The sequence below is a fragment of the Burkholderia sp. NLJ2 genome (assembly GCF_049487195.1).
Taxonomy (GTDB): Bacteria; Pseudomonadota; Gammaproteobacteria; order Burkholderiales; family Burkholderiaceae; genus Burkholderia; species Burkholderia pyrrocinia.
Map to the genome: position 1 here is coordinate 379771 of NZ_CP137810.1, position 25370 is coordinate 405140.

Here is a 25370-nt window from a genome sequence, read left to right on the forward strand (position 1 = left end):
GGGCGGGGCGCGTCAACCGATTAGAGAACCGTGTCTAGTCGGGGCGCAAACGTTGGCCACTCGTGTTTCACTCCGGCATTCGACGGTCACGGCGTACGCGAGGGCGCTGCGTGCGTCGATTCGATTTCATTCGCACCGGCAGCACAATAATCAGGAGAACATGCATGGCCAGATCGATGCGTTCCAGGGTGGTGGCAGGGGCAGTGGCATGCGCGATGAGCGTCGCGCCGTTCGCGGGGACGACCGCGGTGATGACGCTTGCGACGACGCACGCGGCAATGGCGGCGACCGTGCCCGCCGACGACTACGCGACGACGCGTTATCCGGTCATCCTCGTGCACGGGCTCACGGGTACCGACAAGTACGCAGGCGTGCTCGAGTACTGGTACGGCATCCAGGAAGACCTGCAGCAGCATGGCGCGACCGTCTACGTCGCGAACCTGTCGGGCTTCCAGAGCGACGACGGGCCGAACGGGCGCGGTGAACAGTTGCTCGCGTACGTGAAGACGGTGCTTGCCGCGACGGGCGCGACCAAGGTCAATCTCGTCGGCCACAGCCAGGGCGGGCTCACGTCGCGTTACGTCGCGGCCGTCGCGCCCGATCTCGTCGCGTCGGTGACGACGATCGGCACGCCGCATCGCGGTTCCGAGTTCGCCGACTTCGTGCAGGGCGTGCTCGCATACGATCCGACCGGGCTTTCGTCATCGGTGATCGCGGCGTTCGTCAATGTGTTCGGAATCCTGACGAGCAGCAGCCACAACACGAACCAGGACGCACTCGCGTCGCTGAAGACGCTGACGACCGCCCAGGCCGCCACGTACAACCAGAACTATCCGAGCGCGGGCCTTGGCGCGCCGGGCAGTTGCCAGACCGGTGCGCCGACGGAAACCGTCGGCGGCAACACGCATCTGCTGTATTCGTGGGCCGGCACGGCGATCCAGCCGACGCTCTCCGTGTTCGGTGTCACGGGCGCGACGGACACGAGCACCATTCCGCTCGTCGATCCGGCGAACGTGCTGGACCCGTCGACGCTCGCGCTGTTCGGCACGGGCACGGTGATGATCAACCGCGGCTCGGGCCAGAACGACGGGCTCGTGTCGAAGTGCAGCGCGCTGTACGGCCAGGTGCTGAGCACGCGCTACAAGTGGAACCATATCGACGAGATCAACCAGTTGCTCGGCGTGCGTGGCGCGTTCGCGGAAGATCCGGTCGCGGTGATCCGCACGCATGCGAACCGTCTGAAGCTGGCGGGCGTGTAATCGATGGCGGCACGTGAAGGGCGCGCGCCGCTGGCGCGGCGCGCCGCGGTCTACGGTGTCGTGGGGCTGGCGGCGATCGCAGGCATCGCGATGTGGAGCGGGGCGGGATGGCATCGCGGTACGGGTAGCGCCGGCGAATCGCCCGATGCGGCGGCGGTGGGCGGCGTGGCTGCGGCACCGCCGCAGGCCGCCGTGCCGGCGAGTGCGGGCCTGCCGTCGTCGCTGGCCGGCTCCAGTGCGCCGCGGCTGCCGCTCGATGCGGGCGGCCATCTCGCGAAGGTGCGCGCGGTGCGCGATTTCTTCGACTACTGCCTGACCGCGCAGAGCGACCTCAGCGCGGCCGCGCTCGATGCACTCGTCGTGCGCGAGATTGCCGCGCAGCTCGACGGTACGGCGGCGCAGGCCGAGGCGCTCGACGTGTGGCATCGCTATCGTGCGTATCTCGACGCGCTCGCGAAACTGCGCGATGCCGGCGCGGTCGACAAGTCCGACCTGGGCGCGCTGCAGCTCGCGCTCGACCAGCGCGCATCGATCGCGTATCGCACGCTCGGCGACTGGAGCCAGCCGTTTTTCGGCGCGGAGCAGTGGCGGCAGCGCTACGATCTCGCGCGGCTGAAGATCGCGCAGGATCGCACGCTGACCGATGCGCAGAAGGCCGAACGACTCGCGGCGCTGGAGCAGCAGATGCCGGCCGACGAACGCGCGGCGCAGCAGCGGGTCGACCGGCAGCGGGCCGCGATCGACCAGATCGCGCAACTGCAAAAGAGTGGGGCGACGCCCGATGCGATGCGCGCGCAACTGACGCAGACGCTCGGGCCCGAGGCCGCCGCGCGCGTCGCGCAGATGCAGCAGGACGACGCAGCGTGGCAGAGCCGCTACGCAGACTATGCGGCGCAGCGCGCGCAGATCGAATCGGCCGGCCTGTCGCCGCAGGGCCGCGACGCGCAGATCGCCGCATTGCGGCAGCGCGTGTTCACGAAACCCGGCGAAGCCGTGCGCGCGGCGTCGCTCGATCGCGGGGCGGGCAGCGTGCAGTAACGCGGGCGGCGCCGCGTGTGACCGCCCCTATGCCGCGCGCGTGATGTGCCGCGGCAGATGCTGCTCGATGGTATTCGCGAGCGTGTCGAACGCGGGCCCGATGCTTTCGTGCGGGACGCACGCATAGCCGAGCAGCAGGCCGCGCTGCGCGGTGTCGCGGTTGCTGTAGTAGCTGGTGAGCGGGCGCACGATCACGCCCGCGTCGAACGCGCTCTGCGTGACCGCGCGATCGTCGCACGTGTCGGGCAGTCCGAGCACCAGGTGCAGGCCGGCCTCGTCGCCCATCACGGGCAGCGCGTCGCCGAAGCGCGCGCGGATCGCGTCGATCATCAGTTGCCGGCGCTCGCCGTACAGCGTGCGCATCCGCCTCACGTGCGAGGTCAGGTGGCCGTCCATGATGAATTCGGCGAGCACGGCCTGCTGCATCAACTGGCCTTCGCGGTACAGCTCCGACAGCCCGGTACGGAAGGTATCGACCAGATGCTCGGGCACGACCATGTAGCCCATCCGCAGGCCCGGGAACAGCATCTTGCCGAGGCTGCCGACGTAAATCACGCGGCCGCCGTCGTCGAGCCCCTGCAGCGACGCGAGCGGCCGGCTGCCGTAGCGGAATTCGCTGTCGTAGTCGTCCTCGATGATCCAGCAGCGGTGCTGGCGCGCGTATTCGAGCAGCATCCGGCGGCGCGCGAGGCTCATCACCATCCCGAGCGGGTACTGATGCGACGGCGTGACGAGCACGAGCCGCGGCGGATGCTGCATGTCGCTCGCACGCGGCGCGAGCCCTTCCTGGTCGACCGGCACCGGCGCGAGCGTGAGGCCGGCCGCCTGCAATACGCTGCGCACGCCCCAGTAGCACGGTTCCTCGACCCATGCGCGATCGCCGATGTCGGACAGCAGCCGCACCGCGAGATCGATCGACTGATGAATGCCGGTCGTGATGATCACCTGGTCCGGCGAGCATTTGACCGAGCGCGCGACGCGCAGGTAATCGGCGAGCGCGCGCCGCAATGGCCGGTAGCCGCCGCCCGGCGCATAGGTCAGCAGCTCGGGGTTGGCCTCCTTCCATAACCGCGCCTGCAGGCGGCTCCACGTGCGGCTCGGAAACTCCGACACGTCCGGCACGCCCGGCATGAACGCGCCCCACTGGCGCCGCGACACGCCCGCGTGCTCGATCAGTTGCCGGCCGCGCATCGACAGGCTGCCCTGCGCGTCCGGCAGCGGCAGCGTACCGGCGTCGAACGGCGGCGGCGCGGCGCCCGGTGCGTGAATCGCGGCGGCGTCCGGCCGCGTGTCGGCCACGTAGGTGCCGCTGCCGGTCGTCGTCAGCACGTAGCCTTCGGCCGTCAACTGGTCGTATACGTGCAGCACGGTATTGCGCGCGATCGACAGGTCCGCCGCGAGCGTCCGGGAGCTGGGCAGTTTCGTCCCTGGCCCCAATTCCCCGGTCAGGATCGCCTGCTGCATCTGCTGCAGCAACTGCCGGTACATCGGCTCGGTCGAGCCGCGGTCGAGGCGGGCGGAGAGCCAGTCGGCAAGGATCACGGTATCCAAAGTGGTCCTACTAGTAATATTGAAATGGTTCCCTATTGTAGAACCGTGGGCGCCGTATAGTGGCTCGCATCTTGAAAACAATTGTCGCGCAGCAAGGGGACAGCCACGATGAAGTCCGATGATGTGATCGTCAGTTTTCGCGGTGTGCGGAAGACTTATGACGGCGAAACGCTGGTCGTCAAATCGCTCGACCTCGATATCCACCGCGGGGAATTCCTGACGCTGCTCGGGCCGTCGGGTTCGGGCAAGACGACCTGCCTGATGATGCTCGCCGGTTTCGAGTTTCCGACCGGCGGCGAGATCCGGCTCGACGGCGAACTCCTGAACAACGTGCCGCCGCACAAGCGCAACATCGGCATGGTGTTCCAGAACTACGCGCTGTTTCCGCACCTGACGGTCGAGCAGAACGTCGGGTATCCGCTGACCGTGCGCAAGCTGCCGGCCGCCGAGCGCGCGGAGCGCGTCGCGCATGCGCTGAAGATGGTGCAGATGGAGCGCTTCGCGAAACGTTATCCGGCGCAGTTGTCGGGCGGCCAGCAGCAGCGCATCGCGCTGGCGCGTGCGCTCGTGTTCGAGCCGAAGCTCGTGCTGATGGACGAGCCGCTCGGCGCGCTCGACAAGCAACTGCGCGAACACATGCAGTACGAACTGAAGGCGCTGCACGAAAAGCTCGGCGTGACCTTCGTGTACGTGACGCACGACCAGGGCGAGGCGCTGACGATGTCCGATCGTGTCGCCGTGTTCGACAAGGGCATCGTGCAGCAACTCGACACCGTCGACCGCCTGTACGAATCGCCGTGCAACGAATTCGTCGCGAACTTCATCGGCGACAGCAACCGGCTGCGCGGCACCATCGCGCGCGTCGACGGCGAATTCTGCGAGTTCCGGCTCGACGACGGCACGCAACTGGTCGGCCGCCATATCGGCGAAGCCGCCGAGGGCGCGTCGGCCGTCGCGTGCATTCGCCCCGAACGCATGAGCCTTGCCGCGCACGGCGCGAACGGGCACGCGAACGGCGCAGCCGCGAACCGGCTGACCGGCGAGGCACGCAGCCTCATCTATTTCGGCGATCACGTGCGCATGCGCTGCGCGCTGCCGGGCCAGGACGAATGCTTCGTGAAGGTGCCGCTCGGCACCGGCGCGCTCGACGCGTTCTCGCCCGGCGCGCCGGTCTCGCTCGCATTTGCACCCGAACACCTGCGCGTGTTCGCGTGAGCAGGGTTTCCCCGATTTACCGCAGCACGTCGTCAACAACAACTGCCCACTTCCACCACGAGAGGAGAGGAACCATCATGAAACGAGCAAGCTTTACCGCGCGCCGCACCGCGCTGGCACTGGCGCTCGCCGTCGTCGGCGCATCGGCAACGGCCGCCGAACTCACGGTCGTCAACTTCGGCGGCGCGAACGGCGACGCGCAGAAGGCCGCGTTCAACCAGCCGTTCGAGAAGGCGACGGGCAACAAGGTCACCGCCGTCGAATACAACGGCGAGCAGGCGAAAGTGAAGGCGATGGTCGAGGCGAAGCACGTCAACTGGGACGTGGTTGAAGTCGAGTCGGGCGACCTGAACCGCGGTTGCGACGAAGGGCTGTACGAGAAGCTCGACTGGTCGAAGATCGGGAAGAAGTCCGACCTGATTCCGGAATCGCCGCAAGTGTGCGGCGTCGGTTTCTTCGTGTGGTCGACGGCGCTGTCGTACAACGCGGACAAGCTGAAGTCGGCACCGACCGGCTGGGCCGATTTCTGGAACGTGAAGAAATTCCCCGGCAAGCGCGGGATGCGCAAGGGCGCGCGCTACAACCTCGAATTCGCGCTGATGGCCGACGGCGTCGCGACGAAGGACGTGTACAAGGTGCTCGGCACGAAGGCCGGCCAGGACCGCGCGTTCAAGAAGCTCGACGAGCTGAAGCCGTACATCCAGTGGTGGGAAGCGGGCGCGCAGCCGCCGCAGTTCCTCGTCGCCGGCGACGTCGTGATGTCGACCGCGTACAACGGCCGCATCGACGCCGCGCAGAAGGAAGGCAAGAACCTGAAGGTCGTGTGGAACGGCAGCATCTACGACCTCGACTACTGGGCGATTCCGAAGGGCTCGCCGAACAAGGCGCTGGCCGAGCAGTACATCGCGTATTCGCTGACGCCGAAGCCGCAGCAGGCGTATGCGCAGCACATCGCGTACGGTCCCGCGAACATTGCCGCGATCAAGTCGCTCGACGCGAAGACGCTCGCGAACCTGCCGAACTCGCCGGCCAACGGCAAGAACGCGGTGCTGGAGGACATCGGCTTCTGGACCGACCACAGCGACGAGCTCGAGCAGCGCTTCGCCGCGTGGGCGACGAAGTAACCGTTCAGGCATCCTGATGCAACCTGCCGCGCGGCGCGTCGTTCGCGTCGCGCGGCATTCCGCCGGAGCGTGCCCGGCCGGAGAGAACCGTTGAATACGATGACGATCGCGCCTTCCTCGCCGTCGACAGCCGCGCTCAAGCGCGAGCTGAAGGCCGCCGAGGCCCGCAAGCGCACGATGGCGCTGATGCTGGTCGCGCCGCTCGCGATTTTCCTGCTGCTGATCTTCGTCGTTCCGATCGGCACGCTGCTCACGCGTGCGGTGCAGAACCCCGAGATCGCGACCGCGTTGCCGAACACGGTCGCCGCGCTGTCCGGCTGGGACCGCAAGACGCCGCCGGCCGACGCCGCGTACGTCGCGCTCGCGGCCGACATGACGAAGGTGGCCGACAGCGAGGCGATGGGCGCGCTCGCGCGGCGCCTGAACACCGAGATTCCCGGTTATCGCTCGCTCGTCGCGAAGACGGCGCGCGCGATGCCGCTGAAGGGCGACAACGATGCTGCCGCCGCGACGCTCACGCCCGCGCAGACGCGCGCGAAATTCATCGAGCTCGACTCGCGCTGGGGCGACGTCGCGTACTGGCAGTCGATCGCGAAGAACGGCAGCCAGGTGTCGCCGTTCTACCTGCTCGCCGCGCTCGACCACAAACAGGACGGGTTCGGTCACATCGTGCAAGCCGATCCCGACCAGTCGATCTATGTCGCGATCTTCGGCCGCACGTTCGTGATCGGCATCGCCGTCACGCTGTTCGCGCTGCTGCTCGGCTACCCGCTCGCGTACTGGATCTCGACGCTGTCGGAGCGGCGCGCGAACCTCGTGATGATCCTCGTGCTGATTCCGTTCTGGACGTCGGTGCTCGTGCGCGTCGCCGCGTGGATCGTGCTGCTGCAGAGCGAAGGGCTCATCAACACGGCGCTGATCGGCAGCGGGCTGATCTCGCATCCGCTGACGCTGCTGTTCAATCGCATCGGCGTGTACATCTCGATGACGCACATCCTGCTGCCGTTCATGATCCTGCCGCTGTACAGCGTGATGAAGTCGATCCCGCCGACCTACCAGCGCGCGGCCGTGTCGCTCGGCAGCCATCCGTTCGCCGCGTTCTGGCGCGTGTACGTGCCGCAGACCTATCCGGGCGTCGGCGCGGGTGCGCTGCTCGTATTCATCCTCGCGATCGGCTACTACATCACGCCCGCGTTGCTCGGCGGGCCGAACGACCAGATGGTCAGCTACTACGTCGCGTACTTCACGAACGTGACGATCAACTGGGGCATGGCGTGTGCGCTCGGCGGGCTGCTGCTCGCGGCGACGCTTGTGCTGTACGCGGTATATGGGCGCTTCACGCGCACCAACGTGAGCCTCGGTTGAGCGCCGCGCACCAGGAAACGGGAAAGGGAATCCGACCATGAAACTCGCCAGGCCGCTGTTCGCGCCGCACATGTCGTTCGTCGAGCGCGCGTGGTACGTCGCATTGCGCGTGCTCGTCGTGCTGACGCTGCTGTACCTGATCCTGCCGGTGCTCGCGATCGTGCCGCTGTCGTTTTCGTCGAGCACGTTCCTCGTCTATCCGATCCCGGGTTTCTCGATGCGCTGGTACGAGAACCTGATCGCGTCGGACGAGTGGCGGATGGCCGCGAAGAACAGCTTCATCGTCGCGCCGTCGGCCACCGTCGTCGCGACCGTGCTCGGCACGCTCGCCGCGATCGGTCTCACGAAGGCCGACTTTCGCGGCAAGGGGCTGCTGATGGCCGTGCTGCTGTCGCCGATGATCGTGCCGGTCGTCGTGGTCGGCGTCGGCATGTACCTGTTCTTCGCGCCGCTCGGGCTCGCGAATACCTATACGGGGCTGATCGCCGCGCATGCGGCGCTCGGCGTGCCGTTCGTCGTGACGACGGTCGCCGCGACGCTGCAGGGTTTCAACCAGAACCTCGTGCGCGCGAGCCTGTCGCTCGGCGCGAATCCCGTGTCGACCTTTTTCCGCGTGACGCTGCCGGTGATCGCGCCGGGCGTGATGTCGGGCGCGCTGTTTGCGTTCGCGACGTCGTTCGATGAAGTGGTCGTCACGCTGTTTCTCGCGGGTGCGGACCAGACGACGCTGCCGCGCCAGATGTTCACCGGCATTCGCGAGAACATCAGCCCGACGATCGCCGCGCTCGCGACGATCCTGATCATTTTCTCGACGAGCCTGCTGCTCGCGCTCGAATGGCTGCGCGGACGCAATGCGCGGCGCGCGGTGACCTGATCTGATCTGATCTGGCGCGACGGCGGCGCACGCACGCCGAGCATCGGCGCATCGGTGCGATTCCGATGCGAGGTGCCGCCGGCAGACGCGACCGGGTCTGCCGCCAGCGCCGGCGCGACGAAAACGGGCACGAGCCCGGAAGGCCGCCCGGCGCTCGCCGGAGCGTCGATCGTTGTGCGCTCAACGATGCCGCGCGCATGGCACGGCATCGCACGAAGCTTTCGTTTCGCTGACTGACGACGCGGCCGCCTGCACGTTCGATGCGGCTCTGCAACAATACGGATCGCGGCAGCGCGCGCGCCGGTCTTGCCGTCCGGAACGCACGCCGCCGCGCCGCTCAATCCGCGACGCCGCGCGTCGCCCGTCAGCCGAGCCTCATCTTGTCCGAATTCGCATCCTCCGCCGGCACCCGCGAGCCGGCCGTCAACTGGCGCGCGATGTCCGCCGTGCTGCTGGCCGTCGCGCTCGCGACGCTCGACACCGCGATCGCGAACACCGCGCTGCCGGCGATCGCCGCCGACCTGCATGCGTCGCCGGCCGCGTCCGTGTGGATCATCAATGCGTACCAGCTCGCGATGGTCGCGACGCTGCTGCCGTTCGCGTCGCTCGGCGATATCGTCGGCCACAAGCGCGTGTATATCGCCGGGCTCGCGGTGTTCACGCTCGCATCGCTCGGTTGTTCGCTCGCATCGACGCTGCCGATGCTGACGGCCGCACGGATCGTGCAGGGCTTCGGCGCGAGCGCGATCATGAGCGTCAACGTCGCGCTGATCCGCGGCCTGTTTCCCGCGCACCGGCTCGGGCGCGGCGTCGGCTTCAACGCGCTCGTCGTCGGCGTGTCGTTCGCGGTGGGGCCGACGATCGCGTCGCTGATCCTGTCGGTTGCCGCATGGCCGTGGCTGTTCGCGGTGAACGTGCCGCTCGGCGTGTTCGCGCTTGCAGTGGCGATTCCATCGCTGCCGCAGACGGCGCGCGGCAAGCATGCGTTCGATCCGGTCGCCGCGCTGTTCAACGTGATCACGTTCGCCTCGCTGATCTTCGCGCTCGGCGAATTCGCACAGCGCGGGCCGCTGCGTATCGTGCTCGCGGCAGCGGCGGTCGCGCTGATGTTCGGCTGGCTGCTGATCCGCCGCCAGGCCGGGCACCCGGCGCCGATGCTGCCGGTCGACCTGTTTCGCCGGCCCGTATTCACGCTGTCCGCGCTGACCGCCGTGTGTGCATTCGCCGCGCAGGGGCTCGCGTTCGTGTCGCTGCCGTTCTATTTCGAAACTGTCCTGCATCGCAACGCGGTCGAGACGGGGTTCCTGATGACGCCGTGGTCGGCGATCGTCGCGCTTGCCGCGCCGATCGCGGGCCGGCTCTCGGATCGATACGCGCCCGGCCTGCTCGGCGCGATCGGGCTTGCGTTGCTGAGCGCGGGCATGGTGTCGCTCGCCGCGCTGCCGGCGGCGCCGAGCGTATTCGACATCGGCTGGCGAATGATGCTGTGCGGCGCGGGTTTCGGCTTCTTCCAGTCGCCGAACCTGAAGGCGCTGATGTCGAGCGCGCCGCCCGAGCGCAGCGGCGGCGCGAGCGGAATCATCGCGACCGCGCGGCTGATCGGGCAGGCGACCGGTGCGGCGCTCGTCGCGCTGTCGTTCGGGATCGCGGGGCGCCACGGGCCGACGCTCGCGTTGATGCTCGGTGCGGGTTTCGCCGGGGCCGCGAGCGTCGCGAGCGGGTTGCGGCTGTTTGCGCCGTCGCATCGGAACGGTGTGCCGGCCGCGCCGGAGCGTGTGAAGGAGCCGGCAACGGAATAGGGTGATGCGCGAATACCGCGCGACCTGAACGCAACAAAGCCGGCGCGCGGCAAACGACTGCCGCGCGCCGGCTTTCACATATCGCTCAGAACCCGCCCGACTTGATCAACTTGTTGAGGTTCGCGATGTTGAGGCTGCCGAAGCCGGTCGTCAGATCCCAGCCGGTGCCGGCGGTGTAGCCATACCCCTGATAGCCGTTGTTCCCGGACACGACGTCATAACGCACGAGCGACGGGTTCGACGGAATCGCGCTATACAGGTTGCCGGCCGGGAAACCGAGGCCGGTGCCGTTCGCCGCGAGCAGGCGCGCCCAGAAGCCCGTGAAGATCGGCGCGGCGAGACTCGTGCCGCCGATCTGCTGCAACTGGCCGTAGTTGTAGATGTACGCGCCCGTGCTTTGCGCGGCGTCGAACGATACGTCCGGCAACTGGCGGTTGCTGCCCGACTGCCACGACGGCGCCGGCAGGATCGTGCTGACGCCGCCGCCTGTCGCCCACAGCTTGCCGTTGCCGTCGAGGCCTTCGTTCCACACCGTTTCGTTCGAGAAGGCGCCCGACGATGTCGTGTAGAGCGTCGTGCCGCCGATCGCGAGCACGTGCGGCGACGAAGCCGGCCACGACACTGTGTAGTTCGAGCCGTCCGGATAGCCGCGGTTGTTGCACTCGTACACGCCTTCGTCGCCCGACGACACCGAGAACGTCTGGCCTTGCGCGGCGGCCGTCGTGAAGATCTGCTCTTCGGCGTCGATCGTGCCGTCCGCGTTCGCGTCGGTTTCGCACCAGCCGAGCGACACGTTGATCACCTTCGCGGTGTTGTCCGACACCGCGCGGTTGAACGCCTGCGTGAGGCCCGTGTTGCCCGAGGCGTTGAGGTCGGCCATGTAGAACACGAGCTTGCCGACCTGGCCGCCGGCCGAGCCGACGATCGACTGGCTGTCGAGATCCCATTCGCCCTGGCCGTCCTGGTCGTCGCTGTAGCTGCCGCTCGTGCCGTTGGTCTTGACGGTCTGCGTCGAGACTGTGCCGTAACCGTTGCTCGACGTGAACTGCTTCAGGTCCTGCAGCGTCTGCGACACGCCGCCGATCGTGATGATGCCGACGGTCACGCCGGCCGCGGTCGGCACGCCGGTCGCGTTGTAGAGGCCCGGGAATTCCTTCGGATAGTGGCCCGTCGCCGTGCCGGCCGCGAGCGCCTGCGGCTTCGCCACGTTGCCGACGCGCAGCATCGGATGTGCACGCGCGACGCTCTGCAGTCCGAGCACCGAACCGACGACGTTGCCGAGCGCGCTCGGCACCTGTGCGGTCGATGCGTTCGCGAAGCCCGAGCGGCCCGCGTACTCGAAGTGCACGAGCGACGTGTTGAACGCGGTCTTCACGGTGCCGGCCGTGCCGCGCGCGGACACCAGCAGCCGGTTCGGCGCGACCTCGATGTTCACGAAGCCGCTCTTGCGCAGATAGTCGACGATCGACTTCACCTGCGCGTCGGTCGGCGCATAGCTGGCGAGGAACTGCTCGTGCGTCAGGTACTGGCGGTAATGCGCGCTGCCGGGCCGGTTCACGTCGCGCGCCAGTTGCTTGAGCTGCGCGGCGTTGCGCAGCTTCAGGCTGACGACGACGTCCGTTGTCTCGCCGGCCGCGAGTTCGAGCGACGGCGCCGCGCTGCGCGCCATCAACTGCGGGCCGGTCAGAAAGGCCTTCGTGTGGGTATCGACCCAGTCCGTCGTCGCGTGCGCTGCGCCGGCGGCGAGCACGAGCGGCCATGCGCACGCAAGGTGGCGGGGCGAAGGAAGGGGCAGGGCAAACCGGGCATTCCTTTTCATCGGGAGTCCTTTTTAGGAGAGACGACGTTGCTGGAGCCCTCAGCCCTTGTGGGGCCGCGAGCGGTGACGAGCGTAGGGTGTCGGTGCCGTTCAGGTAGCTGCCAGTTTCCATAGCTGTCAGTTCTGACATCGGCGTGCGGAATCTCGCGTGATGCGCGGTGAACGCGGCGAGCGGCGGTCGCCGACGAGGGAACCGGTTCGCGACACGACGGCACGACGACGCGCGACGTTCGCGCGCACGAGTCGTTCGTCGCCGCGCCGGAACGTGCGCGATGACGTCGCGGACCGGCATGCGCATGCGTGCTTCGCGACCGGGCGTGGATGCAGTCCGAGTCGCACTATGTGGTCAAACGATGCGATGCGGGCCGAGCCGCCTCGCGCATGCACAAAAACAGGGCCGGCCGATCGCAAACGTTTCCCGAACTGTGGAACAGCGCGAGGCCCAGTCTTGCAGGCGGCTTTCGGCCGCGAGGCCGCCGCCGTGAATTAGAGCAAACTCTCGAATCCGGACGGGCGAAGCAGACGTGATCCGGTGACATGCGAAGCCTTCGGTTTGCCCGCTTCCGGCGCGATTGCGCCCGACGCGAAGCGCGTCGCATGCGGCAGCGGCGCGCATCGGCATCCGCGAAATTCCTTCTTGACTCTTGCCGTTCAGCAGATATGCTTCAATCCATAACCAACGGGTTATGAATTTGGACATGCAGAACGCTCACGACATGCTTTTCAGGACGCTTGCCGATCCGACGCGCCGCGCGCTTTTCGAGCGGCTGTGCGAGGAGGGCGAGCTGACGGTTGCCGCGCTGACGGCCCATGCGGGCGTCTCGCAGCCGGCCGTGTCGAAGCATCTCGGCGTACTGAAGCAGGCCGGGCTCGTGAATGACCGTCACGAAGGCCGGCAGACGCACTACAGCGCACAGCCGCAGGCGCTGGCCCCGCTGATCGACTGGACGAGCCAGATGGCAGGCTTCTGGCAGAACCGGTTCGACGCCCTCGAAGATCTGCTGAATAGGATGGATCAATGAACCAAGCCACTACCGAAACGCGCTCCGTCGTCGTCGAACGGGAACTGCCCCATCCGCCGGAGAAGATCTGGCGCGCGCTCACGCAACCGCACCTGATCGAGGCGTGGCTGATGAAGAGCGACTTCGAGCCCGTCGCGGGCCGCGCGTTCAGCTTCCGCGCGGACTGGGGCTCGGTCGACTGCACGGTCCTGACGATCGAGCCGCCGCGGGCGCTGTCCTACACGTGGGCCGCGTACGGCCTCGAAAGCGTCGTCACGTGGACGCTGACGCCGACGCCGGCCGGCACGCACCTGCGCATGGAGCAGGTCGGCTTCCGCGCGGATCAGGAGCAGGCATACCGCGGCGCGCAGCACGGCTGGATACGGTTCTTCGAATCGCTCGAACAGGTGCTGGCGCGCCCCGACGAAGGCACGGAGGCTCGCGCATGAGTACAACGGACCTGCAACCGTCGGCGCGCATCGACGCGCTGATCGCCGGCATCGCCGACTGGCGCGGCCCGCTGTTCGCCGACCTCCGTCAGACGATCCTCGCGGCCGACGACGGCATCGTCGAGGACTGGAAATGGATGGGCAGCCCCGTGTGGTCGTGCGACGGGATGATCGCGGTCGCGAATGCGCACAAGGGCAAGGTGAAGCTGACCTTCATGCACGGCGCGCATCTGCCCGATCCCGGCGGGCTGTTCAATGACGGCCTCGACGGCAATGCGCGGCGCGCGATCGACTTCTTCGAAGGCGACCGGATCGACAAGCGGGCGCTGAAGACCCTCGTGCGCGCGGCGATCGAATACAACCGCACCCACCTGAAGAAGAACGCACGAGGAGCGGGCTCGGGCGCGAAGGCGCGCGGCGACAAGGCGGCGTGACGCGCCCGACAATCGGCAACATCGCGTCACGCGCGCAGGCAAAAAAAAGCCCGACACGAGGTCGGGCATCCAAATCGGCCGCAACCGCCGCGAGGCGGCTGCGGCACCTGCAAAAGCAGGGCGCTTACGCTGCGAGCAGCGAGCGCAGCACGAACGGCAGGATACCGCCGTGCTTGTAGTAGTCGACTTCGATCGGCGTATCGATGCGCAGCAGCACCTGCACGCGCTGCGTTTCGCCGTCCTTGTGGTTGATCACGAGCGTGACGTCCTGCTGCGGCTTGAAATCGTCGCCGAGGCCTTCGATGTCGTACGTCTCTTCGCCGGTGATGCCGAGCGACTGGACGCTGTCCGAGCCCTTGAACTGCAGCGGCAGCACGCCCATGCCGACCAGGTTCGAACGGTGGATGCGTTCGAAGCTGCGTGCGATCACGGCCTTCACGCCGAGCAGTTGCGTGCCCTTCGCGGCCCAGTCGCGCGACGAGCCCGTGCCGTACTCTTCGCCCGCGAACACGACGGTCGGCGTGTCGGCGGCGATGTACTCCATCGCCGCGTCGTAGATCGACTGCTGTTCGCCGCTCGGCTGGTGGATCGTCAGGCCGCCTTCGACGCGCGTGCCGTCTGCCTTCACCGGGATCATCAGGTTCTTGATCCGGACGTTCGCGAACGTGCCGCGCATCATCACGTCATGGTTGCCGCGGCGCGAGCCGTAGCTGTTGAAGTCGGCCTTCTGCACGCCGTTTTCCTTCAGCCACTTGCCTGCCGGCGAGTCTTCCTTGATCGAGCCTGCCGGGCTGATGTGGTCGGTCGTGACCGAGTCGCCGAAGATGCCCAGTGCGCGCGCGCCCTTGACCGTCGGGATCGAGGCGGCCGGTTCCATCGAGAAGTCGCTGCCGAAGAACGGCGGCTCCGCGATGTACGTCGACTTCGGCCAGTCGTAGACCTGGCCCGATTCGCCCTCGATCTTGCTCCAGAGGTCGCCCTTCTTGGTCAGCTTCGCGTAGTTGTCCTCGAACTTCTTCGGATCGAGCGCGAACTTGAGCAGCGCGTGGATTTCATCGCTCGTCGGCCAGATGTCGCCGAGGTAGATGTCGCGGCCGCCCTTGCCCTTGCCGACCGGCTCGGTCATCAGGTCGCGCGTGATGTTGCCGGCGATCGCGTACGCGACGACGAGCGGCGGCGACGCGAGGAAGTTCGCGCGGATGTTCGGGTGGATACGCGCTTCGAAGTTACGGTTGCCCGACAGCACGGCTGCCGCGACGATGTCGTTCTTCGTGATCGCTTCGTTCAGTTCCGGCGTCAGGTCGCCCGCGTTGCCGATACAGGTCGTGCAGCCGTAGGCCGCGACTTCGAAGCCGAGCTTCGAGAGGTAGGGCAGCAGGCCCGTCTTCGTCAGGTACTCGGTGACGATGCGCGATCCCGGCGCGAGCGACGTCTTGATGTGCGGCGCGACAGTCAGGCCGGCTTCGACGGCCTTCTTCGCGAGCAGGCCGGCAGCCAGCAGCACGCTGGGGTTCGACGTGTTCGTGCACGACGTGATCGCGGCGATCAGCACGTCGCCGTTCTTCACGTCGACGCCGTTGCTCGTCGTGTACTGCGTGTTCAGGTCGTCCGCCTTCTTCGCGAAGCCGTTCTCCGCGACCGGCTTCGAGAACAGGTCGGTGAACGTCGACTTGACGTTGCCGATCTCGATGCGGTCCTGCGGGCGCTTCGGGCCGGCCAGCGACGGTGCGACCGTCGCGAGATCCAGCGTCACCGTCTTCGTGTAGTCGATGTCGCCGGCCTTCGGGATGCCGAACAGCTTCTGCGCCTTGAAGTAGCTTTCGAACGCAGCGATTTCCGCCTTCGTGCGGCCGGTGCCTTCGAAGTAGTCGATCGTCTTTTCGTCGACCGGGAAGAAGCCCATCGTTGCGCCGTATTCCGGCGCCATGTTGCCGATCGTTGCGCGGTCCGGCAGCGACAGCGACTTCGTGCCTTCGCCGAAGAATTCGACGAACTTGCCGACGACCTTCTCCTTGCGCAGCATTTCGGTGATCGTCAGCACGAGGTCGGTGGCCGTCACGCCTTCGCGCAGCTTGCCCTTCAGCTCGACGCCGACGACGTCCGGCGTCAGGAAGTACACCGGCTGGCCGAGCATGCCGGCTTCGGCTTCGATGCCGCCCACGCCCCAGCCGACCACGCCGATGCCGTTGATCATCGTCGTGTGGCTGTCCGTGCCGACGAGGGTATCCGGGTAGTACACGGTGTCGCCGTCGTCCGCCTTCTTGTGGACGCCGCGCGCGAGGTATTCGAGGTTCACCTGGTGGACGATGCCGACGCCCGGCGGCACGACCTTGAACGTGTCGAAGGCCTGCATGCCCCACTTCATGAACTGGTAGCGCTCGTTGTTGCGCTGGAATTCCAGCTTCATGTTCAGGTCGAGCGCGTCCTTCTGGCGGAAGTAGTCGATCTGGACCGAGTGGTCGACGACGAGATCGACCGGGACCAGCGGCTCGATCTTCTTCGGGTTCTTGCCCGTGCGCTCCGCGACGCCGCGCATGGCCGCGATGTCGGCGAGCAGCGGCACGCCCGTGAAGTCCTGCAGCACGACCCGCGACACCACGAACGGAATCTCGTCGACGCGCTTCGCGGTCGGCTTCCAGTTCGCGAGCTGCGCGATGTGCTCTTCGGTGATTTTCTTGCCGTCGTAGTTGCGCAGCACGGACTCGAGCACGATACGGATCGACACCGGCAGGCGTTCGATCTTCGTCTTCAGCTCCTTGCCGAGTTGCGGCAGCGAGTAGAACTTGCCTTTGCCGGAACCGCTGTCGAATTCCTTGAGGGTCTTGTGGAGATTGTGGGCCATGGTGATTTTCCTGGGTTTAAGGCTAGGAAACAAAGAGTCCTGTAGATGACCAGGGGGCTGTTTGCGGATGAAACGTGCATGCGTTGCCCCGAGAAAGGCCGCTCGCAAGGACTGCGACGCAGCGAATACTGGACGTATTCGCAAGGAGCGTGACGCAGCGAGCGGCCTTTCTCGGGGCAACCCCAAATTTAATTTTTATTCCACGGGAATGCCCCAAATCGGCCGCATGACGGCGTCGTTCGTCACTTGTTTGGCACGGCCAAACGGCGCTCCTCACTTCTTGTCCTGCGACCGATTTGGGGCATTCGCATGTACGTTTCATCCGCAAACAGCCCCCTATATCACATACAAGTCGACGTACTCATCGACCGGCATCGCTTCGAGCTTTGCCTGGTCCAGCGACACGTCGAGAATCGCTTGTTGCTGCTTTGCCGGGAAGCGGCGGGCGAGATTGGTCCTGAACTTCTCGACCAGCAGCGGGATGCCGTCCGTGCGGCGTCGCTTGTGGCCGAGCGGATACTCGACCACCACTTCGGCAAGCTTCGATCCGTCCGTGAATTCGATCGTCAGCGCATTCGCGATCGATCGCTTGTCCGGATCGTGGTAATCCTTCGTGAACTGCGGATCCTCGACACACACGGTTTTCGCGCGCAGCGCGTCGATGCGTGGATCGGCGGCGGCCGAATCTTCATAGTCGGCCGCGGTCAGCTGGCCGAACAGCAGCGGCACGGCGACCATGTACTGGATGCAGTGGTCGCGGTCGGCCGGATTGGCGAGCGGGCCCTGCTTGTCGATGATGCGGATCGCGGCCGCATGTGTGCGGATCGTGATCCGGCCGATCTCGTCGGTCGTGCGGCCCGCCGCGGCGAGCTGCGCGTGCAACTGCAGCGCGGCCTCGGCGGCCGTCTGCGCATGGAATTCGGCGGGGAACGCGATCTTGAACAGCACGTTTTCCATCACGTACGTGCCGTACGGGCGCTGGAAGCGGAACGGCTGCCCGTTGAACAGTACGTCGTAGAAGCCCCAGGTCTTCGCGGTGAGCGCCGACGGGTAGCCCATTTCGCCCGTTTTCGCGATCAGCGCGAGGCGCACCGCGCGGGACGTGGCATCGCCGGCCGCCCACGACTTGCGCGAGCCGGTGTTCGGCGCGTGGCGGTAGGTGCGCAGCGCGTGGCCGTCGACGAACGCGTTGGACACCGCGTTGATCAGCTCGTCGCGCGTGAGCCCGAGCAGCCGGCCGACGACGGCCGTCGACGCGACCTTCACGAGCAATACGTGGTCGAGCCCGACTGCGTTGAACGAGTTCTCGAGTGCGAGGCAGCCCTGGATCTCGTGGGCCTGGATCATCGCGACCAGCACGTCGCGCATCAGGAGCGGCTTCCTGCCGGCCGCGACGGCCGTGCGGGAGAGCCAGTCGGCCGTCGCCAGGATTCCGCCGAGATTGTCGGACGGATGGCCCCATTCGGCGGCGAGCCAGGTGTCGTTGAAGTCCAGCCAGCGGATCATCGCGCCGATGCCGAACGCGGCCTGGACGGGATCGAGCTGGAAGGACGTGCCGGGCACCTTTGCGCCGTTCGGCACGATCGTGCCGGGCACGACGGGGCCGAGCAGCTTGGTGCAGGCAGGGTAGGACAGCGCCTCGAGTCCGCATCCGAGCGTGTCGATCAGGCAATGACGAGCCGTCTCCAGCGCGAGCGCGCTGTCGATGCCGGTGTTCAGCACGTAGTCGACGATATCGACGAGTACCGTATCCGGAGCAGGGCGGACGTTGGAGACCGGGGCGGACATCGAGGGGCCGGTGGGAACGTGCTTAGTTCGTTGCCGGCTTCAGCTCGTTCGACTGCGTCGGTGCCGGCGTGCCTTGCGCCATTTCCGGCGTCACGCATTCGTCCGCGAGGCGCTCGCCGCCGTTCGCGTCGGAGAACAGCATCGCCTTGGTCGGGATCACGACCAGCTTGAAGCCTGCTGCCGGATCGTAGAACGTGTCGGCGCCCGTCGTCGTGGCCTGACGCGGCAGCTTGTAGTTCTTCTTCGCCCAGTGAACCGTGACGACCTGGTCGCGCTTCATGTCGCCGGCGAGGTCGAACGACAGGCCTTCCTTACAGGCCCACTTGACCGCGCCTTCCGGTACCGTATCGACCTTGGCGGCGGCACGTGCCTGTGCCTTCTTGCTGCGCGGGATGATGCGCTTGGCCGGCGCCGGGCGCTTGGCCGTAGCCTTCTTCGCGGTCGTGGTGGCCGTACCCTGGGCAAACGCGCTCGGAGCCGACACCAGCATCGTGGCGGACAAGGCGCCGATAGCGGTAGCGATCAGGAGTTTCTTCATGGAGTCAGAACCTTTCGATAATCAGTTGACAAGGGCCGGCAATCGAAGCTGCCGGCCGGTTTGAAACTGCACGCGCCCCGAAAGCGCGCAGCGGCCGCTATTTTCGCCTATTTGGTCGCGCATACATCAGGTTTTCGGGCTCCGTTACGTTTTTTGTCGTTTCGCAAACCTTTGCCCGGTTCGCGCCTCGGTGAATGCATGAAACTCGTGTATCGGCCGGCGGCGCGCGCTCACTGCGCGTCGCCCGCGGCGGCCGGGCCGAACAGCGGCGCGGCCTCGGCCGGTACGGGCTGGCCGGTGGCCCGCGCACGGCGCAGCACCGACCAGTAATAGCGATAGCTCGCGCGATCGTGCAGCGTATCACCGTGGCGAGTCGGACCCCAATCGGCGGCCTGCGCGGCCAGCAGGATCTCGGCGGCCAGCGCAACCTCGTCGGTGCGCGGCGCGAAGGCGTCGACGATCGGGCGGATCTGTGCGGGGTGGATGCTCCACATCCGCGTGAACGCGAATTCGTCGCGCGCGCGGCGCGCATCGCCGGCGACGACGCTCATGTCGCGCACCTCGGTCGTCACGTTGTGCGACGGCGTCTTGCCGTGCGCGTGGCAGGCCGCGGCGATTTCCAGCTTCGCGCGGCGCACGAGCGGGTGTTCGAACTGGCCGGGCGAGCGCATCGCGGAATCGGGAATCGCGCCGTGGTGCGCGGAGACGAAATCCATCAGCCCGAAGCTCAGCGTGCCGACCATCGGCAGCGCGGCGAGGGCGGACGCCTGCGCGAGCGCGCCGTGCGTCTCGACCAGCACGTCGACCGGGATCGGCTGCGCGATGCCGAGCTCGCGGCGCGCGCCTTCGATGAACGCGGCCATTTCGGCTGCGTCGGTGGCGTTCGCGATCTTCGGGAGCGTGATGTAGGCGGGTGCGCGTGCGGCGCGCAGCACGATGCGGACGTCGTCGCGCCAGTGCGGGTGGGAAAAGTCGTGGATCCGGACGCCGACGCGCCCGAAGCGGTTCTCGGCGCTGCCGAGCAGTTCGGCGACGAGTTCCGCGTGCGCGGCTTCCTGGCCGACGGCCGCGCCGTCCTCGCAATCGAACGTGATGTCGAACACGGGGCCCGTTTCGGCCTGCAGCGCGAGCGACTTGCGCATCAGCTTCTCGCTGCCCGCGTAGTGATCGCAGCATGGCAGGATCGCGGGCGGGGACGCCCCGTCGTACAGCACTTGTGCAGGAGTGAGCGCGGCCATCTCTTCTACGTCAGGGAAGCGGGTCAACGTGGCGAAAATCGGATTCGGGCGCGTTCTGGGCCGGTGCGCGGTGCGCACGAGGCGGCAAAACGTGCCCGGATCGGATCGGGCGGCAGGGCCGGCGGCGTGCCGGCCCTGCGGTGACGGGCTGCCCGGAGGCTGCCCGCCACGGTGCTGAATTTAGTTCTTCAGCAGGTGGGCGACGCCATCGCGCTCTTCGAGTAGCTCGTTCAGCGTGCCGTCCATCTTCTCGCGCGAGAACGCGTCGATTTCCAGGCCTTCGACGCGCTTGTACTCGCCGTTTTCGCAAACGACCGGCACGCCGTAGATGATGTCTTCGGGGATGCCGTACGAGCCGTCCGACGGGATGCCCATCGTGACCCACTTGCCGTTCGTGCCGAGCACCCAGTCACGGACGTGGTCGATCGCCGCATTGGCTGCCGACGCTGCCGACGACAGGCCGCGCGCTTCGATGATCGCCGCGCCGCGCTTGCCGACGGTCGGGATGAACGTGTCGCGGTTCCACACGTCGTCGTTGATCAGCTTCAGCATCGATTCGCCTTCGGCGGTCGCGAAGCGGAAGTCCGGGTACATCGTCGGCGAGTGGTTGCCCCACACGGCGAGCTTCTCGATCGACGCGACCGGCTTGCCCGACTTGGCGGCGAGCTGCGACAGCGCGCGGTTGTGGTCGAGGCGCAGCATGGCCGTGAAGTTCTTCTTCGGCAGGTCCGGTGCCGACTTCATCGCGATGTACGCGTTCGTGTTCGCCGGGTTGCCGACGACCAGCACCTTCACGTCGCGGCTCGCGACTTCGTTCAGCGCAGCGCCCTGAACCGTGAAGATCTCGGCGTTCGCCGACAGCAGGTCCTTGCGCTCCATGCCCTTCGAGCGCGGACGTGCACCGACCAGCAGCGCGACGTCTGCATCCTTGAATGCAACCTTCGGATCGTCGGTGATCACGACGCCCGCGAGCAGCGGGAACGCGCAATCGTCGAGTTCCATCACGACGCCTTTGACGGCGGCTTGGGCTTGCGGGAGGTCGAGCAGTTGCAGGATGACCGGCTGGTCCTTGCCGAGCAGGTCGCCGTTCGCGATGCGGAACAGCAGGGAGTAAGCGATTTGACCTGCGGCGCCGGTGACGGCAACGCGCTTTGCGGGCTTAGCCATTGAAAATCTCCAGGACGGGTGAAGCGTTGGACGCTAGCGAAAACGCCATTCTATGCGCGTTGTGCGTAACGTTGCATTGAAGCAGGGCGGAGGACTCGCGATGGCAGACGCGGTGAACCTGGAGACGGCCGTGGCACGTAGCCGGGGACGCGCTTTGGCACCCGCGAACCCTTGCTCGACCGGGAGTGTAGGAGCCGTCACGCGCAATGTCAAACGGTATCATATGTCTTATATAAGACAGATGTTTTGCGGAAATTGAGTGGACGAAAAAGTGCGGTTTGTGATGAAATGCGCGCCATGACATCGAACCAGGCGAATACCGCGAATCAGACCGGCGCAGGCGGCCCAGGGCAGCCGGGCGCGAGCGATCCCGCACCTTCGCCTGCGGCGTCTCCGTCGCCGACGTTCAGCCCGTTATACCAGCAGATTAAGTCATTGATCACGCAAAGTCTCGAAACCGGCGAATGGAAGCCGGGCGAGATCATCCCGAGCGAAGTGGAGCTCGCGGCCCGTTACAAGGTCAGCCAGGGCACCGTTCGCAAGGCGATCGACGAACTGGCCGCCGAAAACCTTGTGGTCCGGCGGCAGGGCAAGGGTACTTTTGTTGCAACGCACAACGAGGATCGCGCGCAGTTCCGCTTCCTGCGCCTGCTCGCCGACGACGGTGCCGAGCATCCGCACGTGAGCCGCCTGCTCGAATGCCGGCGCCTGCGTGCGCCGGCCGAGATCGCGCGGCAGCTCGACCTGAAGCCGGCCGATCCCGTCGTGCAGGTGCGCCGCCTGCTGGAGTTCGAGAACGAAGCGACGGTGCTCGACGAGATCTGGCTGCCGGGCGCGATGTTTCGCGGGCTCACGTTCGAGCGGCTGAGCGAGTACAAGGGGCCGCTCTACGCGATGTTCGAGACGGAGTTCGGCACGCGGATGATCCGCGCGACGGAGAAGATCCGCGCGGTTGCGGCGGAGCCGGCGGTGGCCGACCTGCTGCACGTGCCGGCGGGTTTTCCGTTGCTGTCGGTCGAGCGCGTGTCCTATACCTATGGAGACCGGCCGGTGGAAGTGCGTCGCGGCTGGTATGTCACAACCGGGTACTACTATCAGAATGACTTGAGCTGACGACGGTTCGGTTCAGGCCGAGTGCCTTCGCGTTTCCCACGCTCGCGAAGCACGTTTCGGGCCGCCTTTGTTCGTGTTCGCGCAACTATCCAGAGCAGACTTTCGCTGCAGCGCGATATAAAAAGGCGCTAAAATCGCGGATTAGTGTGACAACATAGTAGGGGTCTAGCATGACTGATGCAGTAAGAAAACCGAGACCGGAATACCGGAACATCGGATTCAGCGATATCACGATGAAATATCGCATGCCGCTGGCAGCGACTTTGTCGATCCTCCATCGAGTCAGCGGCGCGCTGCTGTTCTTGTTCCTGCCTTTCCTGCTGTTCCTCTTCGACCAGAGCCTGACGTCCGAGCTCAGCTTCGAAGTCTTCAAGGCCTTCCTCTCCAACATCGTCGTCAAGCTGATCGTCCTCGCGTTGTCCTGGGCCTTCTTCCACCATTTCTGCGCCGGCATTCGCCACCTGCTGATGGACGTCAACCACGACGCCGTCACGAAGGAAAGCGGCAAGCGGACGGCAGTCGTCGTCTTTGTCGTCTCGATCGCGCTGACGATCGCCATGGCACTCAAACTGTTCGGAGCATTCTAAGAAAATGGCAGCCAATAACCGAATCGGCTCGAAGCGCCTCGTCGTCGGCGCGCACTACGGCCTGCGCGACTGGCTCGCGCAGCGTATCACCGCCACGATCATGGCGGTCTACACGGTCATCCTGCTCGTCCTGTTCTTCGGCGCGCACGACTTCTCGTACGAAGGCTGGGCGTCGATCTTCTCCGCGCAATGGATGAAGCTCGCGACCTTCGTGATGCTGCTTTCCCTCTTCTACCACGCGTGGGTCGGCGTGCGCGACATCTGGATGGACTACGTGAAGCCCGTCGGTGTGCGCCTGCTGCTGCAATCGCTGACCATCGTCTGGCTGCTCGCATGTGCGGGCTACGCCGCGCAGATTCTCTGGAGAGTGTAAAGAATGGCTGCAATCAAAACTTCCCTCCCGCGTCGCAAGTTCGACGTCGTGATCGTCGGCGCGGGCGGCTCCGGCTTGCGTGCTGCGCTGCAACTGTCGCGCGCGGGCCTGTCGGTCGGCGTGCTGTCGAAGGTGTTCCCGACGCGTTCGCACACGGTGGCCGCGCAGGGCGGCATCGGCGCGTCGCTCGGCAACATGAGCGAAGACAACTGGCACTTCCACTTCTACGACACGATCAAGGGCTCCGACTGGCTCGGCGACCAGGACGCGATCGAATTCATGTGCCGTGAAGCGCCGAACGTCGTGTACGAACTCGAGCATTTCGGCATGCCGTTCGACCGCAACGCGGACGGCACGATCTACCAGCGCCCGTTCGGCGGCCACACCGCGAACTACGGCGAGAAGCCGGTCCAGCGCGCGTGCGCGGCCGCCGACCGTACCGGTCACGCGCTGCTGCACACGCTGTACCAGCAGAACGTCGAGGCGAAGACGCAGTTCTTCGTCGAATGGATGGCGCTCGACCTGATCCGCGACGCGGACGGCGACGTGCTCGGCGTGACGGCCCTCGAGATGGAGACGGGCGACGTCTACATCATGGAAGGCAAGACGACGCTGTTCGCGACGGGCGGCGCAGGCCGGATCTTCGCGGCATCGACCAACGCGTTCATCAACACCGGCGACGGCCTCGGCATGGCCGCGCGTTCGGGCATCGCGCTGCAGGACATGGAATTCTGGCAGTTCCACCCGACCGGCGTGGCCGGCGCGGGCGTGCTGATCACCGAAGGCGTGCGCGGCGAAGGCGGTATCCTGCGCAACGCGAACGGCGAGCGCTTCATGGAGCGCTACGCACCGACGCTGAAGGATCTGGCGCCGCGTGACTTCGTGTCCCGCTCGATGGACCAGGAAATCAAGGAAGGTCGCGGCGTCGGTCCGAACAAGGATCACGTGCTGCTCGACCTGTCGCACATCGGCGCCGAGACGATCATGAAGCGTCTGCCGTCGATCCGCGAAATCGCGCTGAAGTTCGCGAACGTCGATGCGATCAAGGAACCGATCCCGGTCGTCCCGACGATCCACTACCAGATGGGCGGCATCCCGACCAACATCCACGGTCAGGTCGTCGGCACGTCGCGCGATCACAAGGAACCGGTCAACGGCTTCTACGCAGTGGGCGAGTGCTCGTGCGTGTCCGTGCACGGCGCGAACCGCCTCGGCACGAACTCGCTGCTGGACCTCGTGGTGTTCGGCCGCGCGGCCGGCAACCACATCGTCGAGCACGTGAAGAGCCAGAAGGAACACAAGCCGCTGCCGGCCGATGCAGGCGAGTACTCGCTGGCGCGCCTGAACAAGCTCGACAAGTCGTCGTCGGGCGAATACACGCAGGACGTCGCGAACGACATCCGCGCGACGATGCAGAAGCACGCAGGCGTGTTCCGCACGTCGGCGCTGCTGAAGGAAGGCGTCGATCAGATGGCCGGCCTGGCGGCACGCGTGGAAAACATCCACATGAAGGACAAGTCGAAGGTGTTCAACACCGCGCGCGTCGAAGCGCTCGAGCTGGAGAACCTCATCGAAGTCGCCCGCGCGACGATGGTGTCGGCGGAAGCGCGCAAGGAAAGCCGTGGCGCGCATGCACACAGCGACTACGAACACCGCGACGACGAAAACTGGCTGCGCCACACGCTGTGGTACAGCGAAGGCGATCGCCTCGACTACAAGCCGGTTCAAATGAAGCCGCTGACGGTCGAATCCGTGCCGCCGAAGCCGCGCACGTTCTAAGCCGAGTCAAAGGAATC

General features: G+C 66.3%; 22 protein-coding genes. 14 read left to right on the forward strand and 8 right to left on the reverse strand.

What is annotated here, in order from left to right:
• The first annotated feature begins 164 nt into the window (after nucleotides 1–164).
• Entirely contained in the window at nucleotides 165–1259 is a 1095-nt protein-coding gene (locus R9B84_RS24075) for an esterase/lipase family protein (RefSeq protein ID WP_423762566.1), read from the forward strand.
• 3 nt (nucleotides 1260–1262) lie between these two features.
• Entirely contained in the window at nucleotides 1263–2297 is a 1035-nt protein-coding gene (locus R9B84_RS24080) for a lipase secretion chaperone (protein WP_423762567.1), read from the forward strand.
• A gap of 27 nt (nucleotides 2298–2324) precedes the next feature.
• Here the strand turns inward: R9B84_RS24080 and R9B84_RS24085 are convergent, their stop codons facing one another.
• Nucleotides 2325–3848: a PLP-dependent aminotransferase family protein gene (locus R9B84_RS24085; RefSeq protein WP_423762568.1), complete on the reverse strand. Its 1524-nt coding sequence runs from the start codon at nucleotides 3846–3848 to the stop codon at nucleotides 2325–2327.
• 108 nt (nucleotides 3849–3956) lie between these two features.
• Between R9B84_RS24085 and R9B84_RS24090 the strand changes: the two genes are divergently transcribed.
• From R9B84_RS24090 to R9B84_RS24110, 5 genes are all read left to right on the forward strand, one after another.
• Nucleotides 3957–5063 (forward strand): ABC transporter ATP-binding protein, encoded by a 1107-nt coding sequence (locus R9B84_RS24090; RefSeq protein ID WP_423762569.1) that lies wholly within the window; start codon nucleotides 3957–3959, stop codon nucleotides 5061–5063.
• Nucleotides 5064–5140: 77 nt separating this feature from the next.
• Nucleotides 5141–6187, forward strand: coding sequence for an ABC transporter substrate-binding protein (locus R9B84_RS24095; RefSeq protein ID WP_423762570.1), 1047 nt, complete (start codon nucleotides 5141–5143; stop codon nucleotides 6185–6187).
• Nucleotides 6188–6286: 99 nt separating this feature from the next.
• Entirely contained in the window at nucleotides 6287–7552 is a 1266-nt protein-coding gene (locus R9B84_RS24100; RefSeq protein ID WP_423763564.1) for an ABC transporter permease, read from the forward strand.
• A gap of 37 nt (nucleotides 7553–7589) precedes the next feature.
• The gene (locus R9B84_RS24105; RefSeq protein WP_047901362.1) at nucleotides 7590–8426 is read left to right on the forward strand and encodes an ABC transporter permease; all 837 of its coding nucleotides are present in this window, start codon (nucleotides 7590–7592) and stop codon (nucleotides 8424–8426) included.
• Between the two features lie 380 nt (nucleotides 8427–8806).
• Nucleotides 8807–10225 (forward strand): MFS transporter, encoded by a 1419-nt coding sequence (locus R9B84_RS24110; RefSeq protein ID WP_423762571.1) that lies wholly within the window; start codon nucleotides 8807–8809, stop codon nucleotides 10223–10225.
• An 85-nt stretch (nucleotides 10226–10310) separates the two neighbouring features.
• Here R9B84_RS24110 and R9B84_RS24115 read toward each other — a convergent pair whose 3' ends face one another.
• Nucleotides 10311–12044 carry a S53 family peptidase gene (locus tag R9B84_RS24115; RefSeq protein ID WP_423762572.1) on the reverse strand — a complete coding sequence of 578 codons (1734 nt, stop codon included), beginning with the start codon at nucleotides 12042–12044 and terminating at the stop codon, nucleotides 10311–10313.
• 346 nt (nucleotides 12045–12390) lie between these two features.
• Nucleotides 12391–12744: a hypothetical protein gene (locus R9B84_RS24120; RefSeq protein ID WP_423762573.1), complete on the reverse strand. Its 354-nt coding sequence runs from the start codon at nucleotides 12742–12744 to the stop codon at nucleotides 12391–12393.
• Between R9B84_RS24120 and R9B84_RS24125 the strand changes: the two genes are divergently transcribed.
• Genes R9B84_RS24125 through R9B84_RS24135 form a run of 3 tightly spaced genes read left to right on the forward strand, consistent with a single transcriptional unit; the run spans nucleotide 12743 to nucleotide 13928 of the window.
• Nucleotides 12743–13066, forward strand: coding sequence for an ArsR/SmtB family transcription factor (locus R9B84_RS24125; protein WP_423762574.1), 324 nt, complete (start codon nucleotides 12743–12745; stop codon nucleotides 13064–13066). The two genes, R9B84_RS24120 and R9B84_RS24125, sit on opposite strands and share 2 nt — an antisense overlap.
• Complete coding sequence (locus R9B84_RS24130) at nucleotides 13063–13494, forward strand: SRPBCC family protein (protein WP_423762575.1); 432 nt, start codon at nucleotides 13063–13065, stop codon at nucleotides 13492–13494. The genes R9B84_RS24125 and R9B84_RS24130 overlap by 4 nt, the downstream gene beginning before the upstream one ends.
• On the forward strand, nucleotides 13491–13928 hold the full coding sequence (locus R9B84_RS24135) for a DUF1801 domain-containing protein (protein WP_423762576.1): 438 nt from the start codon (nucleotides 13491–13493) through the stop codon (nucleotides 13926–13928). Before R9B84_RS24130 ends, R9B84_RS24135 begins: the two co-directional genes overlap by 4 nt.
• Nucleotides 13929–14052: 124 nt before the next feature.
• On the opposite strand, the gene acnA is transcribed toward R9B84_RS24135, so the two are convergent.
• The 5 genes from acnA to R9B84_RS24160 all read right to left on the reverse strand — a co-directional run bounded on the left by acnA (nucleotide 14053) and on the right by R9B84_RS24160 (nucleotide 21501).
• Nucleotides 14053–16770, reverse strand: coding sequence for an aconitate hydratase AcnA (gene acnA / locus R9B84_RS24140; protein WP_423762577.1), 2718 nt, complete (start codon nucleotides 16768–16770; stop codon nucleotides 14053–14055).
• A gap of 336 nt (nucleotides 16771–17106) precedes the next feature.
• Nucleotides 17107–18558 (reverse strand): bifunctional 2-methylcitrate dehydratase/aconitate hydratase, encoded by a 1452-nt coding sequence (locus tag R9B84_RS24145; RefSeq protein WP_423762578.1) that lies wholly within the window; start codon nucleotides 18556–18558, stop codon nucleotides 17107–17109.
• A 22-nt stretch (nucleotides 18559–18580) separates the two neighbouring features.
• The gene (locus R9B84_RS24150; RefSeq protein WP_047901356.1) at nucleotides 18581–19096 is read right to left on the reverse strand and encodes a hypothetical protein; all 516 of its coding nucleotides are present in this window, start codon (nucleotides 19094–19096) and stop codon (nucleotides 18581–18583) included.
• Nucleotides 19097–19326: 230 nt separating this feature from the next.
• The gene (locus R9B84_RS24155) at nucleotides 19327–20334 is read right to left on the reverse strand and encodes an HpcH/HpaI aldolase/citrate lyase family protein (protein ID WP_423763565.1); all 1008 of its coding nucleotides are present in this window, start codon (nucleotides 20332–20334) and stop codon (nucleotides 19327–19329) included.
• A 180-nt stretch (nucleotides 20335–20514) separates the two neighbouring features.
• The gene (locus R9B84_RS24160) at nucleotides 20515–21501 is read right to left on the reverse strand and encodes a malate dehydrogenase (protein WP_096474776.1); all 987 of its coding nucleotides are present in this window, start codon (nucleotides 21499–21501) and stop codon (nucleotides 20515–20517) included.
• 288 nt (nucleotides 21502–21789) lie between these two features.
• On the opposite strand from R9B84_RS24160, the gene R9B84_RS24165 reads away from it, so the two are divergent.
• From R9B84_RS24165 to sdhA, 4 genes are all read left to right on the forward strand, one after another.
• The gene (locus R9B84_RS24165; protein WP_047901354.1) at nucleotides 21790–22614 is read left to right on the forward strand and encodes a GntR family transcriptional regulator; all 825 of its coding nucleotides are present in this window, start codon (nucleotides 21790–21792) and stop codon (nucleotides 22612–22614) included.
• Between the two features lie 170 nt (nucleotides 22615–22784).
• Nucleotides 22785–23201 (forward strand): succinate dehydrogenase, cytochrome b556 subunit, encoded by a 417-nt coding sequence (gene sdhC, locus R9B84_RS24170; protein ID WP_047901353.1) that lies wholly within the window; start codon nucleotides 22785–22787, stop codon nucleotides 23199–23201.
• A 4-nt stretch (nucleotides 23202–23205) separates the two neighbouring features.
• Nucleotides 23206–23574 carry a succinate dehydrogenase, hydrophobic membrane anchor protein gene (gene sdhD, locus R9B84_RS24175; protein ID WP_034180015.1) on the forward strand — a complete coding sequence of 123 codons (369 nt, stop codon included), beginning with the start codon at nucleotides 23206–23208 and terminating at the stop codon, nucleotides 23572–23574.
• A 3-nt stretch (nucleotides 23575–23577) separates the two neighbouring features.
• The gene (gene sdhA / locus R9B84_RS24180; RefSeq protein WP_423762579.1) at nucleotides 23578–25353 is read left to right on the forward strand and encodes a succinate dehydrogenase flavoprotein subunit; all 1776 of its coding nucleotides are present in this window, start codon (nucleotides 23578–23580) and stop codon (nucleotides 25351–25353) included.
• Nucleotides 25354–25370 lie beyond the last annotated feature (17 nt).

Bases quoted from the DNA above. Each gene is read 5' to 3' on its own strand.
- R9B84_RS24080 (WP_423762567.1), top strand. From the start codon at position 1,263: ATGGCGGCACGTGAAGGGCGCGCGCCGCTGGCGCGGCGCGCCGCGGTC.
- R9B84_RS24130 (WP_423762575.1), top strand. From the start codon at position 13,063: ATGAACCAAGCCACTACCGAAACGCGCTCCGTCGTCGTCGAACGGGAA.
- R9B84_RS24125 (WP_423762574.1), top strand. From the start codon at position 12,743: ATGCAGAACGCTCACGACATGCTTTTCAGGACGCTTGCCGATCCGACG.
- sdhA (WP_423762579.1), top strand. From the start codon at position 23,578: ATGGCTGCAATCAAAACTTCCCTCCCGCGTCGCAAGTTCGACGTCGTG.
- R9B84_RS24150 (WP_047901356.1), bottom strand. From the start codon at position 19,096: ATGAAGAAACTCCTGATCGCTACCGCTATCGGCGCCTTGTCCGCCACG.
- acnA (WP_423762577.1), bottom strand. From the start codon at position 16,770: ATGGCCCACAATCTCCACAAGACCCTCAAGGAATTCGACAGCGGTTCC.
- R9B84_RS24090 (WP_423762569.1), top strand. From the start codon at position 3,957: ATGAAGTCCGATGATGTGATCGTCAGTTTTCGCGGTGTGCGGAAGACT.
- R9B84_RS24105 (WP_047901362.1), top strand. From the start codon at position 7,590: ATGAAACTCGCCAGGCCGCTGTTCGCGCCGCACATGTCGTTCGTCGAG.
- R9B84_RS24095 (WP_423762570.1), top strand. From the start codon at position 5,141: ATGAAACGAGCAAGCTTTACCGCGCGCCGCACCGCGCTGGCACTGGCG.
- R9B84_RS24145 (WP_423762578.1), bottom strand. From the start codon at position 18,558: ATGTCCGCCCCGGTCTCCAACGTCCGCCCTGCTCCGGATACGGTACTC.
- R9B84_RS24115 (WP_423762572.1), bottom strand. From the start codon at position 12,044: ATGAAAAGGAATGCCCGGTTTGCCCTGCCCCTTCCTTCGCCCCGCCAC.
- R9B84_RS24100 (WP_423763564.1), top strand. From the start codon at position 6,287: ATGACGATCGCGCCTTCCTCGCCGTCGACAGCCGCGCTCAAGCGCGAG.
- sdhC (WP_047901353.1), top strand. From the start codon at position 22,785: ATGACTGATGCAGTAAGAAAACCGAGACCGGAATACCGGAACATCGGA.
- sdhD (WP_034180015.1), top strand. From the start codon at position 23,206: ATGGCAGCCAATAACCGAATCGGCTCGAAGCGCCTCGTCGTCGGCGCG.
- R9B84_RS24075 (WP_423762566.1), top strand. From the start codon at position 165: ATGGCCAGATCGATGCGTTCCAGGGTGGTGGCAGGGGCAGTGGCATGC.
- R9B84_RS24165 (WP_047901354.1), top strand. From the start codon at position 21,790: ATGCGCGCCATGACATCGAACCAGGCGAATACCGCGAATCAGACCGGC.
- R9B84_RS24135 (WP_423762576.1), top strand. From the start codon at position 13,491: ATGAGTACAACGGACCTGCAACCGTCGGCGCGCATCGACGCGCTGATC.
- R9B84_RS24120 (WP_423762573.1), bottom strand. From the start codon at position 12,744: ATGTCCAAATTCATAACCCGTTGGTTATGGATTGAAGCATATCTGCTG.
- R9B84_RS24160 (WP_096474776.1), bottom strand. From the start codon at position 21,501: ATGGCTAAGCCCGCAAAGCGCGTTGCCGTCACCGGCGCCGCAGGTCAA.
- R9B84_RS24155 (WP_423763565.1), bottom strand. From the start codon at position 20,334: ATGGCCGCGCTCACTCCTGCACAAGTGCTGTACGACGGGGCGTCCCCG.